This window comes from Streptomyces sp. NPDC036764 (assembly GCF_055609385.1).
In genome coordinates, this window is the sequence record NZ_JBVJPT010000001.1 from 111683 (window position 1) to 127870 (window position 16188).

At 70.1% G+C, this 16188-nt stretch carries 12 protein-coding genes and 1 pseudogene; 9 read left to right on the forward strand and 4 right to left on the reverse strand.

Going from position 1 to position 16188, the window contains the following annotated elements; translation table 11 throughout:
* The first annotated feature begins 128 nt into the window (after window positions 1-128).
* The 5 genes and pseudogenes from ACZ69Q_RS00460 to ACZ69Q_RS00480 form a co-directional block, all read left to right on the forward strand.
* Window positions 129-887 carry an NUDIX hydrolase gene (locus tag ACZ69Q_RS00460; RefSeq protein WP_031486391.1) on the forward strand — a complete coding sequence of 253 codons (759 nt, stop codon included), beginning with the start codon at window positions 129-131 and terminating at the stop codon, window positions 885-887.
* A 169-nt stretch (window positions 888-1056) separates the two neighbouring features.
* Window positions 1057-3072 carry an ABC transporter ATP-binding protein gene (locus tag ACZ69Q_RS00465; protein ID WP_471033864.1) on the forward strand — a complete coding sequence of 672 codons (2016 nt, stop codon included), beginning with the start codon at window positions 1057-1059 and terminating at the stop codon, window positions 3070-3072.
* A gap of 163 nt (window positions 3073-3235) precedes the next feature.
* Window positions 3236-4123 (forward strand): FadR/GntR family transcriptional regulator, encoded by an 888-nt coding sequence (locus ACZ69Q_RS00470; protein ID WP_471033867.1) that lies wholly within the window; start codon window positions 3236-3238, stop codon window positions 4121-4123.
* Between the two features lie 427 nt (window positions 4124-4550).
* On the forward strand, window positions 4551-6092 hold the full coding sequence (locus ACZ69Q_RS00475) for an RNA polymerase sigma factor (protein ID WP_471033869.1): 1542 nt from the start codon (window positions 4551-4553) through the stop codon (window positions 6090-6092).
* A 393-nt stretch (window positions 6093-6485) separates the two neighbouring features.
* Window positions 6486-6670, forward strand: a pseudogene (locus tag ACZ69Q_RS00480) (GTP-binding protein); the annotation flags it as partial.
* A 149-nt stretch (window positions 6671-6819) separates the two neighbouring features.
* On the opposite strand, the gene ACZ69Q_RS00485 reads toward ACZ69Q_RS00480, so the two are convergent.
* Window positions 6820-7011 carry a hypothetical protein gene (locus ACZ69Q_RS00485; RefSeq protein WP_471033871.1) on the reverse strand — a complete coding sequence of 64 codons (192 nt, stop codon included), beginning with the start codon at window positions 7009-7011 and terminating at the stop codon, window positions 6820-6822.
* Window positions 7012-7282: 271 nt separating this feature from the next.
* Here ACZ69Q_RS00485 and ACZ69Q_RS00490 point away from each other — a divergent pair, with 271 nt between their 5' ends.
* The gene (locus ACZ69Q_RS00490; RefSeq protein WP_471033873.1) at window positions 7283-8140 is read left to right on the forward strand and encodes a S1 family peptidase; all 858 of its coding nucleotides are present in this window, start codon (window positions 7283-7285) and stop codon (window positions 8138-8140) included.
* A 214-nt stretch (window positions 8141-8354) separates the two neighbouring features.
* On the opposite strand, the gene ACZ69Q_RS00495 is transcribed toward ACZ69Q_RS00490, so the two are convergent.
* A complete protein-coding gene (locus ACZ69Q_RS00495; RefSeq protein ID WP_030790025.1) occupies window positions 8355-8585 on the reverse strand; it encodes a DUF7455 domain-containing protein in 231 nt (76 codons plus the stop codon).
* 444 nt (window positions 8586-9029) lie between these two features.
* Here ACZ69Q_RS00495 and ACZ69Q_RS00500 point away from each other — a divergent pair, with 444 nt between their 5' ends.
* From ACZ69Q_RS00500 to ACZ69Q_RS00510, 3 genes are all read left to right on the forward strand, one after another.
* Window positions 9030-11153, forward strand: a complete 2124-nt coding sequence (locus ACZ69Q_RS00500) for a DNA gyrase/topoisomerase IV subunit B (protein WP_471033874.1) — start codon at window positions 9030-9032, stop codon at window positions 11151-11153.
* Window positions 11154-11400: 247 nt separating this feature from the next.
* On the forward strand, window positions 11401-11862 hold the full coding sequence (locus ACZ69Q_RS00505; RefSeq protein ID WP_471033875.1) for a DUF485 domain-containing protein: 462 nt from the start codon (window positions 11401-11403) through the stop codon (window positions 11860-11862).
* Window positions 11859-13451, forward strand: coding sequence for a solute symporter family protein (locus tag ACZ69Q_RS00510; protein WP_471033876.1), 1593 nt, complete (start codon window positions 11859-11861; stop codon window positions 13449-13451). The genes ACZ69Q_RS00505 and ACZ69Q_RS00510 overlap by 4 nt, the downstream gene beginning before the upstream one ends.
* A gap of 240 nt (window positions 13452-13691) precedes the next feature.
* Here the strand turns inward: ACZ69Q_RS00510 and ACZ69Q_RS00515 are convergent, their stop codons facing one another.
* Complete coding sequence (locus ACZ69Q_RS00515) at window positions 13692-14372, reverse strand: response regulator (RefSeq protein ID WP_471033878.1); 681 nt, start codon at window positions 14370-14372, stop codon at window positions 13692-13694.
* Window positions 14369-16075: a sensor histidine kinase gene (locus ACZ69Q_RS00520; protein ID WP_471033879.1), complete on the reverse strand. Its 1707-nt coding sequence runs from the start codon at window positions 16073-16075 to the stop codon at window positions 14369-14371. Before ACZ69Q_RS00520 ends, ACZ69Q_RS00515 begins: the two co-directional genes overlap by 4 nt.
* Window positions 16076-16188 lie beyond the last annotated feature (113 nt).

Here is a 16188-nt window from a genome sequence, read left to right on the forward strand (position 1 = left end):
ACGGCGACGTGCGACAGGACGAGCCACGTCAGAGGCCAGAGCACCTCGTGCCGTGCCGGATTGGATCAACCGTCGATGGGCTCGACGAAGGGAGTGTTTATCGTCAGGCAGACGACTATGATCGCCGCATGCCCTACGACCCGTCAGCCTTCCCGCCCTTTGCCGTGACCGTGGACCTGGTCGTGCTGACCGTGCGCCGCCATGCCCTGTGCGCGCTGGCGGTGCGCAGGGGCGAACCGCCGTTTCAGGGGCGCTGGGCACTGCCAGGTGGGTTCGTACGAGCGGACGAGGACCTGGCGCAGGCCGCCGCGCGTGAATTGGCCGAGGAGACCGGGCTGCGGGCGCACGACCCCGCGGTCCCCGCACAGGACAACGGTGCACACCTGGAGCAGCTCGCGACCTACGGTGACCCCAAGCGGGATCCGCGGATGCGGGTGGTGAGCGTTGCCCACCTGGCGTTGGCCCCGGATCTGCCCGCGCCCCGCGCGGGCGGCGATGCCAGCAACGCCCGCTGGGCTCCGGTCGACGAACTGTTGCAGCAGGGCGGATACGGGCGCGATGGCGAACCGGTGGCGCCGCTCGCGTTCGACCATGCGCAGATCCTGGCCGACGGTGTGGAGCGGGCCCGTTCGAAGATCGAGTACTCCTCGCTGGCCACGGCGTTCTGTCCGACCGAGTTCACGGTCGGGGAGCTGCGTCGGGTCTACGAGGCGGTGTGGGGTGTGGCGCTCGACCCGCGCAACTTTCACCGCAAGGTGACGGGCACGCCCGGCTTCCTCGTCCCCACCGGCGGAACCACCACCCGTCAGGGCGGCCGCCCCGCCCAACTCTTCCGAGCCGGTGGTGCGACGTTGCTCAATCCGCCGATGCTGCGCCCCGAGGTCTGACGCGCGAGGCGGAGGTGAAACGCCGGTCCGGAGACGGTCCGACGTATCCCGGCCCGGAGCCGAAGAGTGAACAGGTGGCCGTACAGATGGCTGACCGTGCGGAATACCGTCGGCCGAGCGGGCCTTGCCCTACCGGAAAAAACGGACATAGCGCGCTATCTTGCTGCGGGTGATCCAGGCGATCGGACTGACCAGCAATCCTCGCAAGGAGTTTCCCCCCGCCCTCGACGATGTGTCCTTCGAGGCTCGGGCGGGCTGTGTCACCGCGCTGCTCGGAGGGGCGGGAGCGGGCAAGACGACGGCGCTCAGACTCATGCTCGAACTCCAACAGGGCCGTGGCATCACCTTCTTCAGAGGCCGCCCCCTGCATCGCATGGCGCATCCGTCGCGCGAGGTCGGTGTGCTTCTGGGCGACGTTCCCGGGCATCCGGCGCGTTCGCTGCGCGGTCATCTGCGCATGCTGTGCGCCGCGGCGGGCGTGCCGGCCCGGCGCGCCGACGAGGTCCTGGAGGTGGTCGGCCTCGTCAGCCTGCGCGACGAACGCCTCGGCACCCTCTCGCGCGGCATGGATCGCCGCTTCGGCCTGGCCTGCACGCTCCTCGCCGACCCGCACACCCTCGTGCTCGACGACCCCGCGGACGGGCTCACGACCCGCGAGCGCCGTTGGCTGCACGGCGCGCTGCGCGCACACGCGGCCCAGGGCGGCACGGTCCTGCTGACCACGGCCGACCCCAAGGAGGCCGCGCGCACCGCCGACCGGGTCGTCACGCTGGAGCGGGGCAGGCTCGTCGCCGACCAGGACGCCTCAGAGTTCGCACGCACCCGGCTGCGTCCTCGCGTCGCCGTGCGTACCCCGCACGCCTCGCGACTGGCCACCCTGCTCGGCAAGCAGGCGCGCACCGCCCACCGTTCCGTCGAGGTCGTGCGCGAGAGCGGCAACCGTCTCTCGGTGTACGGCAGTAGCTGCGCCGACGTCGGCGAGATCGCCTTCCGCAACGGCATCCTCGTACACCAACTCGCCGACGAGATCGGGGACATGGGCCCGGGCCCCGAGACGGACTCCGACTCGATCGAGCCGCGAGCCGACGAGGAGCAGCGGGCGGCGTACGGCGACGCAGCGCAGGCCACAGTCGCTGCCGCAACCACATCCGGTGCCGGAGCCGGTGGCCGACGGCGCAGGGCCGCAGCGACGAGGCAGGGCGGGAGGCGGGCCGCGGCCGGTGATCTCTCGTCGGCCTCCGAGGCGGCGCAGACGTCCGACGAAGGGCAGGATGGAGTCACAGGACGCGAGGACTTCGCCGAGGCCGCGCAGGCGGCCGAGGGTGAGCTTTCGGCTCGGGCCGCCGGCTCCCGTGCTTCCGACGACGTCGCGGACGACCTGCCCGATCTCCCGCCCCCCATCTCCGTCCGTCCCGCCCCCAGCCCTCTGCGACCCCTCCGCTACGAACTCCGTCGCGCGCTCGGCGTCGGCACGGGATTCGTCACCACGGGTGTCGTGCTCGTGGTGTCCGCCCTCACCGCCGTGGTGCTCGCCCGCATCGGGCACACGCCGCACGCGCGCCTGCTGGTCGCATGGCCGAGGGAGCTGCCGCTGCCGCCCGCGGCGCTCGGTGCCGGGCTGCTCGGGGCGATCGCGTTCGGCGATGAGTTCCGCCACCCCGCCCTGGCAGCGGATCGCGGCACCGTCCCCCGCCGGCTGGGGCTGCTGGCCGCGAAACTCCTCGTCGCCTCCGCCACCGCGCTGGCGCTGGCCGTCCTCACCGTGGGCTGCGACATCGAGGTGCTCTATCTCGTCTACGGACGGGAGCTCGCGGAAGTTCCCGCCGACTGGCTTTCACTGAGCGCGAGTTGGATCGGACTGGTCGTCGGATGCGCCTGGGCCGGCGTGCTCGCCGCCGGTCTTTTCCGCTCCACCACGGCCGGGCTCGCCGCGGTGGTCACCGTGCCCATCGTCGTCGTACCCCTCGTACAGAAGGTCCTGGAAGGACCGTCCGTTCGAACGGCGGCCGGATTTCCGCTGCGGCTGAGGGAGGTGCTCCTGTCGCAGTGGCCGTTCGGCGGAGAGCGGTATGTCGCGGCGGCCGCGCGGGTCATCGGTCAACCTGTGGGCGGCGCAATGACGTTGTCGCTCGCCGCGCTGCTCTGCGCCTATCTGTACACGACCCTGAGGAGCCGGGTCCGATGACGACCGTCCGTGCCGTTCCCCGATCTGTCGTGCTCACAACTCCCCGGGGAAAGCCCATTTCTTTCCGATAAGGCGTCAATTGCGACGGGGTGAGCGATCACCCTTTCGTGTGCTTTTCACCAAAGACCTCAAGGGAGTTGAGGAGGGCGCCGACAAAGGATCCGTGAGTACCCTTGCGCACACCATGATGACCGCCGCCCGCGCCGCCGACTCCGGTCTCGCCGGCCCGGGCGATCTCGACCGCTACCCCTACGCCGAGGCCTCCGTCGCCGACCGCGTCGGAGCCCCCGCCTGGGACAGCGCGGAGCCAGAACTGGGCCGTGTCGGCCGGCGCGCCGCGGGCAGCCGCGGACGCGGACTGCACGGCCAACTCGTCCAACAGCTTGGCCAGATGATCGTCTCCGGAGACCTGGGCGCCGACCGACCGCTGGTGCCGGAGGAGATCGGCCAGCGTTTCGAGGTCTCCCGCACCGTCGTCCGCGAGTCGCTCCGCGTTCTGGAGGCCAAGGGCCTGGTCAGTGCCCGCCCGAACGTCGGCACGCGCGTGCGCCCCGTCAGTGACTGGAACCTCCTCGACCCCGACATCATCGAGTGGCGAGCCTTCGGGCCGCAGCGCGACGACCAGCGCCGGGAGCTGAGCGAGCTGCGCTGGACGATCGAGCCGCTCGCCGCCCGCCTCGCCGCCGGGCACGGGCGCGACGACGTCCAGCAGCGGCTCGGCGACATGGTCGAGATCATGAGCCACGCGATGGGGCAGGGTGACGTCCTCACCTTCTCCCGCGCCGACACCGAGTTCCACTCGCTGCTCATCCAGGTCGCCGGCAACCGCATGCTGGAGCACCTCTCCGGGATCGTCTCGGCCGCCCTCCAGGTCTCCGGCGGTCCCGTGACCGGCTGTGACCGGCCGAACGAGGCCTCGCTGGCCCAGCACAGCAGGATCGTCGACGCCCTCGCCACCGGCGATGGTGCGGCCGCCGAAGCGGCCATGCGCCAGTTGCTCACGGTCCACCCCGAGGTGGAGCGCGTTGTGCCCGCACCCCGCGAGCACTGACGCGCACCAGGGTGGCGCGGCCAGGGGCACCTCCCCCTCCTGTGGCGCTCCCGGCCTGCGCACACCCCCTCCCGTCGGACCTGCAGGATCCCTCGCGGATCCTGCAGGTCCGACGGTGCGACGGGGCGGCCGAATCGCCGTACAGTGCATGGTCCGAGCGGCTGACGACCAGTTCTGTCCGTATCTGCGTGCTTTTGATCGGTTACGGGATGTGACTCGGACCACGCAGATTGGGCGTAACACTCGGGGAAACAGCGCGATGACCTAAGAGGTGACAGCCGCGGAGGGAATACGGACGCCGTTAAAGGCGCTGTGAGTCTTCCCGGCCCTCGCCCGCACCGTCGGTCCAATCCCCAGGCCGGTGGTCGGCTCCTGTCCGCCGTGGACGGGGCCGGAAGCCGTTTTTCAACGTTCCGAGAGGTTGTTCGTGTCGGCCAGCACATCCCGTACGCTCCCGCCGGAGATCGCCGAGTCCGTCTCTGTCATGGCTCTTATCGAGCGGGGAAAGGCTGAGGGGCAGATCGCCGGCGACGATGTGCGTCGGGCCTTCGAAGCCGACCAGATTCCGGCCACTCAGTGGAAGAACGTACTGCGCAGCCTCAACCAGATCCTCGAGGAAGAGGGTGTGACGCTGATGGTCAGTGCCGCGGAGCCCAAGCGCACCCGAAAGAGCGTCGCAGCGAAGAGTCCGGCCAAGCGCACCGCCACCAAGACGGTCGCGGCGAAGACGGTGACCGCCAAGAAGGCCACCGCCACCGCCACGCCCGCGGTGCCCACCGCCGACCCCGCCATCGAGGACGAGGCACCCGCCAAGAAGGCCGCTGCCAAGAAGACGACCGCCAAGAAGACGGCGGCGAAGAAGACGACGGCTGCCAAGAAGACGGCTGCCAAGAAGACGACCGCCAAGAAGGACGACGGCGAGATTCTCGAGGACGAGGCTCTCGAGGAGGCGGCGCCCGGCAAGGCCGGCGACGAGCCCGAGGGCGCCGAGAGCGCCGGCTTCGTACTCTCCGACGAGGACGAGGACGACGCGCCCGCGCAGCAGGTCGCCGCCGCCGGTGCCACCGCCGACCCGGTCAAGGACTACCTCAAGCAGATCGGTAAGGTCCCGCTGCTCAACGCCGAGCAGGAGGTCGAGCTCGCCAAGCGCATCGAGGCCGGTCTGTTCGCCGAGGACAAGCTGTCCAACGCCGACAAGCTCGCCCCCAAGCTCAAGCGCGAGCTGGAGATCATCGCCGAGGACGGCCGCCGCGCCAAGAACCACCTGCTGGAGGCCAACCTCCGTCTGGTGGTCTCGCTGGCCAAGCGCTACACCGGCCGCGGCATGCTCTTCCTGGACCTCATCCAGGAGGGTAACCTCGGCCTGATCCGCGCGGTCGAGAAGTTCGACTACACCAAGGGCTACAAGTTCTCCACGTACGCCACCTGGTGGATCCGTCAGGCGATCACCCGCGCGATGGCCGACCAGGCCCGCACCATCCGTATCCCGGTGCACATGGTCGAGGTCATCAACAAGCTCGCGCGCGTGCAGCGCCAGATGCTCCAGGACCTGGGCCGCGAGCCCACCCCGGAGGAGCTGGCCAAGGAACTCGACATGACCCCCGAGAAGGTCATCGAGGTCCAGAAGTACGGCCGCGAGCCCATCTCGCTGCACACCCCTCTGGGTGAGGACGGCGACAGCGAGTTCGGTGACCTCATCGAGGACTCCGAGGCCGTCGTCCCGGCCGACGCGGTCAGCTTCACGCTCCTCCAGGAGCAGTTGCACTCGGTTCTCGACACCCTGTCCGAGCGCGAGGCGGGCGTCGTCTCCATGCGCTTCGGTCTCACCGACGGTCAGCCGAAGACCCTCGACGAGATCGGCAAGGTCTACGGCGTGACGCGTGAGCGCATCCGCCAGATCGAGTCGAAGACGATGTCGAAGCTGCGCCACCCGTCGCGCTCCCAGGTGCTGCGCGACTACCTGGACTGAGCCAGATCTACCGAGGCGCCCCTGACCTGCTGCTTTGCGGGTTGGGGGCGCTTTTGTATTGGCGGCATCGAACAGGCGTGGACATACCAGGCGTTGGCTTGGGAGAACAGGCGGCGGCTCACTACGCCTCTCTGTCGGGAGCGTAGGTGTCGATCACGGAGGCGAGCGAAAGTTCGTCGATGGTCCTGGCCAGCAGCTCTTACTGCATGCGCCGGCGGCGGCGACCAGGAGTGCCGAGAGGCGGCCATGATCGGCGGGGAGGCGGACAGGAGGCGCACAGAGGGAAGCGAGGGGCGCACGCTCCGGAGCCAACATCTGCCCGGCAAGTGCTGCTGACAATCGTTCACTTCGCGGTGATTCTTCTGGCTCGTATCCTGGGCCGCCATTCAATCCTTGTATGTGGGCCGAGTTCCGCAGCAGGCTCCGGTCGTCCTTCTCGCCGGATTCCCCGGTTCCAGCAATACGACTCTGGCAAGACGACTCTGCTCAACCACCTCCTCCAGGAGCGGCGGAGGACGCGTATCGGCGTCGTCGTCAACGACATCGCCGCCATCGAGATCGATGCGATGGCGGTGGCGACCAGGACACGAGAGATGGCGAAAGGATCAGAAGTAACCGCAGCCAACCTGAACCATCGACCAGGTGAGCGCCCCTCTGACGGCATTCTGGCCGGCCAGGCGCACTTCCTGATCAGTGGCGGTCGTACTGCGACACCCGGAGGCGGGCCTCAGTCCCTGAGGTAAGGGCGGTGCCAGTGCCGCTCACTGAGGACCTTGGTCCACTCGGCGGCGAGCTGGTCCCGCTTGTCGTCAGGAATCTCGTCCAGCGTTGGGCGGAGTCCCTCGATGATCTTTGCTACCTCCTGCGGGTCGCGCCGAACCGGCAGACCGAGGTGGTGGGCCATCGTGCGGAGGGTCATGGCGGGTCATCTCAATCCAAGATATTTCGCGGACTGCGCTCCCCACCCACCTGCATCCACGCAAGCCAAGCACAGCGCTCACCCATCCATACTGCGCGACTACCTCGACCACGTCGCACCCGCCCTACGTGCTTCCTACGACGCGCTTCCTGCGACGCGGAAGGCCCGGTCCCCGAGCGGGGACCGGGCCTTCGTACCGGCGCGCGGGTGCGGGGTGCCGCGGGCTGACTCACTCTGGGTTTCCCACGACCACCCAAGAGTGAGGAGCGCCATGCGTCGTCCCTTTGCCCGGGCGCTGGCCCGGCCGCTGGTTATGGCCGCCGTGGCGACCGCCATGCCGCTGGTGTCAGCCGCCCCCGCGGCCGCCGACAGTGTCGTCGTCGGTGGGTTCCCGGTCGATGTGTCCGACAGTCCCTGGACCGTGGCGCTGTCCAGCCGTGACCGGTTCGGGGGTACGCGGGCCGGTCAGTTCTGTGTCGGCGTGGCGATCGGCCGGTCCGCGGTGCTGACCGCGGCCCACTGTCTGAGCGAGGAGGTGCTGGGGTCGTCACCGGAGCAGGTGCCCGACTTCAAGGTCATCACCGGCCGCTCGGACCTGATCTCCGGCCGGGGGCAGGAGATCCCTGTCCGTGGCACCTGGGTGAACCCGGACTACGACGAGGACAGCAACAGCGGCGACTTCGCCGTGGTGACCCTCACACAGGCTCTTCCCGCCAGTGCGGTGATCGGGATGGCGGGTGCCGGCGACCCGGCCTATCTGCCGGGGACCCAGGCCGTGGTCTACGGGTGGGGGGATGTCACGGGCGCCGGCGACTATCCGCGGGGTCTGCGGGCGGCGCGGGTGCACGTACTGCCCGACGCGCTGTGCAGGCAGGCGTATCCGGGCGGGGGTGACGGCAGGTATCTGGCCGGCAGCATGCTGTGCGCGGGGGAGCGGACAGGGGGCCGGGACGCCTGTCAGGGGGACAGCGGAGGGCCGCTCGTCGCTCGGGGCAAGCTCATCGGGCTCGTGTCCTGGGGGAACGGGTGCGGTCGCGCCGGCAGTCCCGGCGTGTACACGCGGGTGTCCGAGGTCGTGCGCGCCATGGGGCGACGGGCCGGTGCGCGAGGGCGCGCGGCAGGCCGCTGAGGCCTTCGGGACTCGAGGGTCCCCGGCGGGTCGCTGAGGACCTTGGGGCGCGATGGCGCGCGGCAGGCCGCTGAGGAACTTCGAGGGCGCGAGGGCCCACGGGCAGGCCGCTGAGGGCCGTCAGGGTACGAGCGCGGGCGGCAGCCCCTGATTTCGGGGGCTGCCGCCCGTCGACCGGCCTATGCCGGGGCTGGCTCGTCGTTAATGCGAGGTGTCAGCGCTCTTCTTCGGACGCCGATGCAGGAACGGTCGTCAGCCGCTCCGTCTCGTCCTGTATCTCAGCGGCGATCTTCTTGAGTTCCGGCTCGAACTTGCGGCCGTGGTGGGCGCAGAAGAGCAGTTCTCCGCCGCTGAGCAGGACGACGCGCACGTACGCCTGGGCGCCGCAACGGTCGCAGCGGTCAGCGGCCGTCAGCGGGCTCGCGGGGGTCAGAACAGTAGTCACGTCGCCTCTTCTCTAGCTCGACGAGCTGTCGTACCAGGGTCAACATCCAACCAGCCCCAAAACGTTCCCGCTCGCGGCTTCTCCCAGAGAGAAATTTTTCGGGGGCGGCCGGCTGCTGCCGGCTTGGCGGCGAATGTGCCGTATTGCGTCGATGTCGTGCTTACGGTTTCGCGCTGTTGGTCAAGGTCGGTCCTCCCGGCTGGCTTGCCGGTTTGTTCATGAGGACGTGCCCGGAGCCTAAATGGTTCATGCCTGGAAGGGAACGTGATATGTACTTCACCCCATCGAGGGATCGAACAAGTATGCGATCCTGGACTACTCTGTGTTTCGCACGAGGGTGGCGTTACAACGGCTCTACCAGGCCTCGGTACCCTCTTGACGGCGACCGAAGCCGCGCCCTTACCCACCAGGGCGCAACCTGAAATTCAGCGAGGAGCGAACCGCGTGACCGCCGAGACGTCCGTGCCGTCCACAGCGCTGCTGGCAGGAGCAGACCGGGACGGTTCCAACTACACCGCGCGGCACCTGCTCGTCCTCGAGGGGCTCGAGGCCGTGCGCAAGCGCCCGGGTATGTACATCGGGTCGACCGACAGTCGCGGTCTGATGCACTGCCTGTGGGAGATCATCGACAACTCCGTCGACGAGGCCCTCGGCGGTTACTGCGACCACATCGAGGTGATCCTTCACGACGACGGGTCCGTGGAGGTCCGGGACAACGGCCGCGGCATCCCGGTCGACGTCGAGCCCAAGACCGGCATGTCGGGCGTCGAGGTCGTCATGACCAAGCTGCACGCCGGCGGCAAGTTCGGCGGCGGCTCGTACGCCGCCTCGGGCGGTCTGCACGGCGTGGGTGCCTCCGTGGTGAACGCCCTGTCCGCGCGGCTGGACGTCGAGGTGGACCGCAGCGGCCACACCCACGCCATCAGCTTCCGGCGCGGGGTCCCCGGCGCCTTCGCCGCCGACGGCCCGGCGGCCAAGTTCGAGGCCAAGAGCGGCCTGCGCAAGACGAAGAAGATCCCCAAGACCCGCAACGGCACGCGCGTGCGCTACTGGGCCGACCGCCAGATCTTCCTCAAGGACGCCAAGCTCTCCCTGGAGAACCTGCACCAGCGCGCCCGCCAGACCGCGTTCCTGGTGCCCGGCCTGACCATCGTCGTCCGTGACGAGCTCGGCCTCGGCGACGGCGGCAGCAAGGGCGAGGAGTCCTTCCGCTTCGACGGAGGCATCAGCGAGTTCTGCGAGTACCTGGCCGCCGACAAGCCGGTCTGCGACGTCCTCCGCTTCGCCGGGCAGGGCACCTTCAAGGAGACCGTCCCGGTCCTGGACGAGCACGGTCAGATGACCCCGACCCAGGTCACCCGCGAGCTCGAGGTCGACGTCGCGATGCGATGGGGCACCGGGTACGACACGACCCTGAAGTCGTTCGTGAACATCATCGCCACCCCCAAGGGCGGCACCCACGTCGCGGGCTTCGAGACGGCCGTGAGCAGCACCATGAACGAGGTGCTGCGCACCAAGAAGATGCTGCGCGTCGCCGAGGACGACATCGTCAAGGACGACGCCCTGGAGGGGCTGACCGCGGTCGTCACCGTCCGGCTCGCCGAGCCGCAGTTCGAGGGCCAGACCAAGGAGGTCCTCGGCACCTCGGCGGCCCGGCGCATCGTGAACACGGTGATCGCCAGGGAGCTCAAGGCGTTCCTGACGTCCACGAAGCGTGACGCGGCGGCACAGGCGCGCGTGGTGCTCGAAAAGGCCGTCGCGGCGGCCCGTACGCGCATCGCCGCCCGCCAGCACAAGGACGCGCAGCGCCGCAAGACGGCCCTGGAGTCCTCGTCGCTGCCGGCCAAGCTCGCCGACTGCCGCAGCGACGACGTCGACCGCAGCGAGCTGTTCATCGTCGAGGGAGACTCCGCGCTCGGCACCGCCAAGCTCGCCCGGAACTCCGAGTTCCAGGCGCTGCTGCCGATCCGCGGCAAGATCCTCAACGTCCAGAAGTCGTCCGTGACCGACATGCTCAAGAACGCCGAGTGCGGCGCGATCATCCAGGTCATAGGAGCGGGGTCGGGCCGGACCTTCGACATCGACGCCGCCCGTTACGGCAAGATCATCATGATGACCGACGCCGACGTCGACGGCTCCCACATCCGCACGCTGCTGCTGACGCTGTTCCAGCGCTACATGCGGCCGATGATCGAGGCGGGCCGGGTCTTCGCGGCCGTGCCGCCGCTGCACCGGATCGAGCTCGTCCAGCCCAAGAAGGGGCAGGACAAGTACGTGTACACGTACTCGGACCGTGAGCTGCGCGACAAGCTCATGGAGTTCCAGAGCAAGGGCGTGCGCTACAAGGACACCATCCAGCGGTACAAGGGTCTCGGCGAGATGGACGCCGATCAGTTGGCCGAGACGACCATGGACCCGCGCCATCGCACGCTGCGGCGGATCAGTCTCACGGACCTGGAGGCCGCCGAGCGCGTCTTCGATCTGCTGATGGGCAACGATGTGGCGCCGCGCAAGGAGTTCATCTCCAGCTCGGCGGCGACGCTGGACCGCTCGCGCATCGACGCGTAGCCGCTGCGCTGGGCCGGGGCCGAGTCTTCGGCCCCGGCTTCGCCTTCGGCTGTCTGTCGGTTCCCACCCGCACCGGCCGTGCGGCTTTCGTGGTCGGGTGCGGGTGGCCCCTGTGGGGGTCGATCGCCGTCGGCGGGTTCAAGGGCATTTACCGACTTGCCTGGTCCTTCCGGTTTGAATCACCTGATGGGGTGAAGCGGGCGGAGAAGCCAGGTCGGCGATCTTTCCGTTCTGTCCATGCTTGGGCATGCACTCAAGCGATGGTCGTCCCCGCGAAACCACAGGTGCGCGGTACGACGATCCCTGGTACGACGCCCTCGCCTCCGGATGGGGGGAGTCGGACGGTACGGACACCCCCGAGGCCGCCCCGCCTCCGGCCGGTGACGTGTACCTGGAGGTGCAGCGCAGCGCCGCCTTCCGCGAAGTGCGCGGCCGATACCGGCGGTTCGTGGTGCCGGCGGTCATCGTGTTCCTCTCCTGGTACGTGGCGTACGTCGTGGCCGCGACGACCGCTCCGGGGCTGATGGCCCGGCCCGTCGTGGGCGCCGTGAACGTCGCGATGCTCGCCGGACTCGGGCAGTTCCTCACCACCTTCCTGCTCACCTGGGCCTACGCCCGTCACGCTCGTCTGCGCCGGGACCGGGCCGCGCTCGAACTGCGCTGGGACACGCAGGAGTTGACGCGCGTCGCGAAGGGCGGTGCGGCGTGACGGTCGACCATCAGACGCTGTCGCTGCTGCTGTTCAGCGTGTTCGTCGCGATCACGCTCGGGATCACGACCTGGGTGAGCCGCAACCGGCGTGGTTCCGCGGAGGAGTTCTACGCGGGCGGCCGGCTCTTCACGCCCATGGAGAATGGTTTTGCCATCGCCGGCGACTACATGTCCGCCGCCTCCTTCCTGGGCATCTCCGGGCTCATCGCCCTCTTCGGCTACGACGGGCTGCTGTACTCGGTGGGCTTCCTCGTGGCCTGGCTCCTGGTGCTGTTCCTGGTCGCCGAACTGGTGCGCAACTGCGGACGGTTCACGCTCGCCGACGTGGTCGCCGCGCGGATGAGCGAGCGCCCCGTGCGGATCGCGGCGGGAACTTCCTCGGTCACCGTGTCCGTTCTGTATCTGGTGGCGCAGATGGTGGGCGCGGGCACCCTGGTCGCGCTGCTGCTCGGGGGCGAGGGCGAGGCGGCGCGGTCCTGGACCGTCATCGGCGTCGGCGCGCTCATGGTGATCTATGTGTCGTTGGGAGGGATGCGGGCCACCACCTGGATCCAGATCGTCAAATCGGTCCTGCTGCTCGGAGGCACCGTCGCGTTGACCGTGCTCGTGCTGCTGCGGTTTCACGGCGACTTCGACCGACTGCTGCTGACGGCGGCGGAGCGCAGCGGTCACGGGGACGCGTTCCTCGCGCCCGGCCTGAAGTACGGCGGTGACTGGACGGCCCGCTTCGACTTCATCAGCCTGGGCCTCGCACTGGTGCTGGGCACCGCGGGGCTGCCGCACATCCTGTCGCGCTTCTACACCGTGCCCACGGCCCGTGCGGCACGGCGCTCGGTGGTCTGGGCGATCGGACTCATCGGCGGCTTCTATCTGATGACGATCGTCCTCGGCTTCGGCGCGGCCGCGATCGTCGGGCCCAAGGCCGTACGCGCGTCGAACGCGGCCGGGAACACGGCCGTTCCGCTGCTCGCCCTCGATCTCGGCGGTGGCGCGGACTCCACCGGAGGAACGGTTCTGTTCGCTGTCGTCGCCGCCATCGCCTTCGCCACGATCCTCGCCGTGGTCGCCGGCATCACACTCTCCTCCTCGGCCTCCGTGGCCCACGACCTGTACGCCTCGCTGCGGCGCCGGCACGCCAAGCCGCGCAGCGAGGTGGCCGTGGCCCGCGTCGCCGCCGTCGGCATCGGCGTGGTCGCGATCGGCCTCGGACTGCTGGCCCGGGACCTGAACGTCGCGTTCCTCGTCGGCCTGGCCTTCGCCGTCGCCGCGTCCGCCAACCTTCCGGTGCTGCTGTACTCGCTGTTCTGGCGGGGCTTCACCACACGGGGGGCCGTCTGGGCCGTGTACGGAGGGCTGATCCCGGCCGTCCTGCTCATGGTGCTGTCGCCGGTGGTGTCAGGAAGCCCCGAATCGCTGTTCCCCGGGGTCGACTTCCAGTACTTCCCCCTGCAGAACCCGGGCCTCGTCTCGATCCCCCTGGGCTTCGTCGCGGGCTGGCTCGGCACGGTCACCTCCGCGGAGGTCCCCGACGAGGCCAAGCACGCGGAAACCGAGGTTCGGTCACTGACGGGGGCGGGGGCGGTCTAGGGCGGGACCAAGGCATCGTCGTCGTACGGCTCCGTACGGCTCTCTCGCAGGCGTACGACTCTCCCCGCCGCCGCACGGCCGTGCCGCCCCGGCCGGCCGCCGAGCCGCCCCCCGGCCCCGGGCCGTCGGCCGAGCCGCCCCCCTGCCGCCGAGCCGTCCGCCGAGCGGCTGACGATTCGGCGGCCGGTTTCCGTATGAAGAGGCGGCACGGTTCCTTCCCCCGCCCCCACGGGCCGTGCCTCAGGCGCGGGTCGCCCACACGTAACGGTGTTCCGGGCGACCCGCGTCCCCGTACTTCAGGGTCAGGCGGGCGCGTCCGGTGCGTTCCAGGAGCTTGAGATAGCGCTGGGCGGTCTGGCGGCTCACCCCGGTCCGCTCGGCGATCTCCTGGGCCGACAGCGGGCCTTCGGCGTTCATCAGGGACTGCCGTACGAGCTCCGCGGTGGTGGGGGAGTGCCCCTTGGGCAGGTCCGGCTCCGAAGGGGCGGACAGCGCGCCGAAGATGCGGTCCACCTCGGCCTGTTCCGCCTCGCCGCCGCCGTCCAGAGTGCGGCGGAGCTCCGCGTACGCCTCCAGCTTGGCGCGCAGTCCCGCGAAGGCGAACGGCTTGACCAGGTACTGAAGCGCCCCGTGCCGCATCGCCGCCTGCACGGTCGTGATGTCCCGCGCCGCCGTCACCATGATCACGTCGGTCTGGTGGCCGCGCCGGCGCATCTCCTGGACGACCGCGAGGCCCGTCTCGTCGGGCAGATAGTGGTCCATGAGGACCAGGTCGAGCCCGGGCAGCTCCTCCATCCGGCGCAGCGCCTCGGCGGCGTTGTGCGCCTCGCCTGCCACGTGGAAGCCCGGCACCTTCTCGACGTAGGCGGCGTTGACCCGCGCGACACGCGTGTCGTCGTCCACGACCAGGACCTCGATCATCGCGACTCCTCCTCGGCGACGGTGTGCGGATGCGGATCCGACCGCACGGTGAGGGCCGGCTCCAGGTCCGCCCCGGCCAATGCCTCGGCCAGTGCATCGGCCAGCGCCTCCGGCAGGACCACGGTGAACTCGGCGCCGCCGCCGGCCGCCTCGCCCACCGTGGCGCTGCCGCCCTGCCGTTCGGCGAGCCTGCGCACGAGAGGCAGCCCGATGCCGCGCTCCCGGTGGGGCGGGCGCTGCTTGGTGGACCAGCCCTCGGTGAAGATCAACTCGCGCTGCTCCTCGGGGATCCCGGGCCCCGTGTCGCGCACCCTGAGGGTCGCGGTACGTCCCTCGGCCCGCACTTCGACCTCCACGCGCGCGTGCGGCGTGCCCGCGGCGGCGTCCAGCGCGTTGTCCACCAGGTTGCCGACGATCGTGACGAGCCCCCTGGGGTCGATCAGCCGGTCCGGCAGCCCGGTGCGGTCAGCCAGGCTCAGCGCGACACCGCGCTCGGCGGCCACGGTCGCCTTGCCGACCAGCAGCGCGGCGAGCAGCGGGTCCTGGATCTTCTCCGCGACCTGCTCGGCGGTGGCGCGATGATCCCCGACGACCTCCCCGACGAACTCCGCGGCGTCGTCGTACATCTCCAGCTCCAGCAGCCCGAGGAGCGTGTGCATGCGGTTGGCGTGCTCGTGGTCCTGGGCGCGCAGGGCGTCGATCAGGCCGCGCGTGGAGTCGAGCTCCCGGCCGAGCTGCTCCAGCTCGGTACGGTCGCGCAGGGTGGCCACGGCGCCCCCGTCGTCGGTGGGCATCCGGTTCGCGACCAGCACGCGCTGACCGCGGACCGTGAGCAGATCGGTGCCGGTCACCCGGCCGGCGAGCACGTCGGCGGTGCGGCCCTCGCCGAGCGCCTCGTCGAGGGACCGGCCGACGGCCTCGTCACCGATGCCGAGCAGCCGCCGCGCCTCGTCGTTCAGGAGGCGGATACGGCCGACGCGGTCCAGGGCGACGACGCCCTCCCGGATGCCGTGCAGCATCGCCTCGCGCTCCGCGAGCAGCGCCGAGATGTCGGAGAAGGCCAGGTCACGGGTCTGCCGCTGGACCCGGCGGGAGATCAGCCAGGCGGCCAGCGCACCGACCGCCAGCGCGCCGCCGGCGTACGCGAACAGGCCGGGGATCGCGTGCAGCAGCCGCGCCCGCACGCTGTCGTACGCGATACCGACCGAGACCGCCCCGACGATCTTCCCGTCGCCGTCGCGCAGCGGGACCTTGCCGCGGGCGGTGCGGCCGAGGGTGCCGCTGTCGATCTGCATGACGTCGTGGCCGGAGAGGGCCTGGCCCGGGTCGGTCGAGACGAGCCTGCCGATCTCGCTCGGCGTGGGATGTGACCAGCGCACGCCCCGCCGGTCCATCACGACGATGTACTCGGCCTTGGTCGCCTCCCGGATCCGCTCCGCCTCCCGCTGCACCGGACCGCCGGCCGTCGCGGGCGTACCCGTCAGGTCCTCGGCGATCTGCGGCTGGGCGGCGGTGGTCTGCGCGATCGACAGCGCGCGGCGCATCGCCTGGTCGTCGAGCTGGTCGCTGAGCGGGGCGAGGAACAGTCCGGTCGCGAGCACCGCGACTCCCGCGGCGATCGCCACCTGCATCAGCAGCACCTGCGCGAACATCCGCCGGGGCAGATGGAGGCGCAGGCGACGGGCGGGGGGAGTGGGGCTCATACCCACGACGGTACGTGGGGGTGCGTGCAGGGCCGTAGAGGGGTGTGGCGTGGATCTCCTGATCGATACGGGTCGGGCAGGGCATCCGGTGATCGATACGGGTCGGGCAGGGC

Coding starts and splice junctions, on each gene's coding strand:
- ACZ69Q_RS00485 (WP_471033871.1), bottom strand. CDS start 7,011: ATGACCCTCCGCACGATGGCCCACCACCTCGGTCTGCCGGTTCGGCGC.
- ACZ69Q_RS00515 (WP_471033878.1), bottom strand. CDS start 14,372: ATGATCGAGGTCCTGGTCGTGGACGACGACACGCGTGTCGCGCGGGTC.
- ACZ69Q_RS00520 (WP_471033879.1), bottom strand. CDS start 16,075: ATGAGCCCCACTCCCCCCGCCCGTCGCCTGCGCCTCCATCTGCCCCGG.
- ACZ69Q_RS00460 (WP_031486391.1), top strand. CDS start 129: ATGCCCTACGACCCGTCAGCCTTCCCGCCCTTTGCCGTGACCGTGGAC.
- ACZ69Q_RS00505 (WP_471033875.1), top strand. CDS start 11,401: ATGCACTCAAGCGATGGTCGTCCCCGCGAAACCACAGGTGCGCGGTAC.
- ACZ69Q_RS00490 (WP_471033873.1), top strand. CDS start 7,283: ATGCGTCGTCCCTTTGCCCGGGCGCTGGCCCGGCCGCTGGTTATGGCC.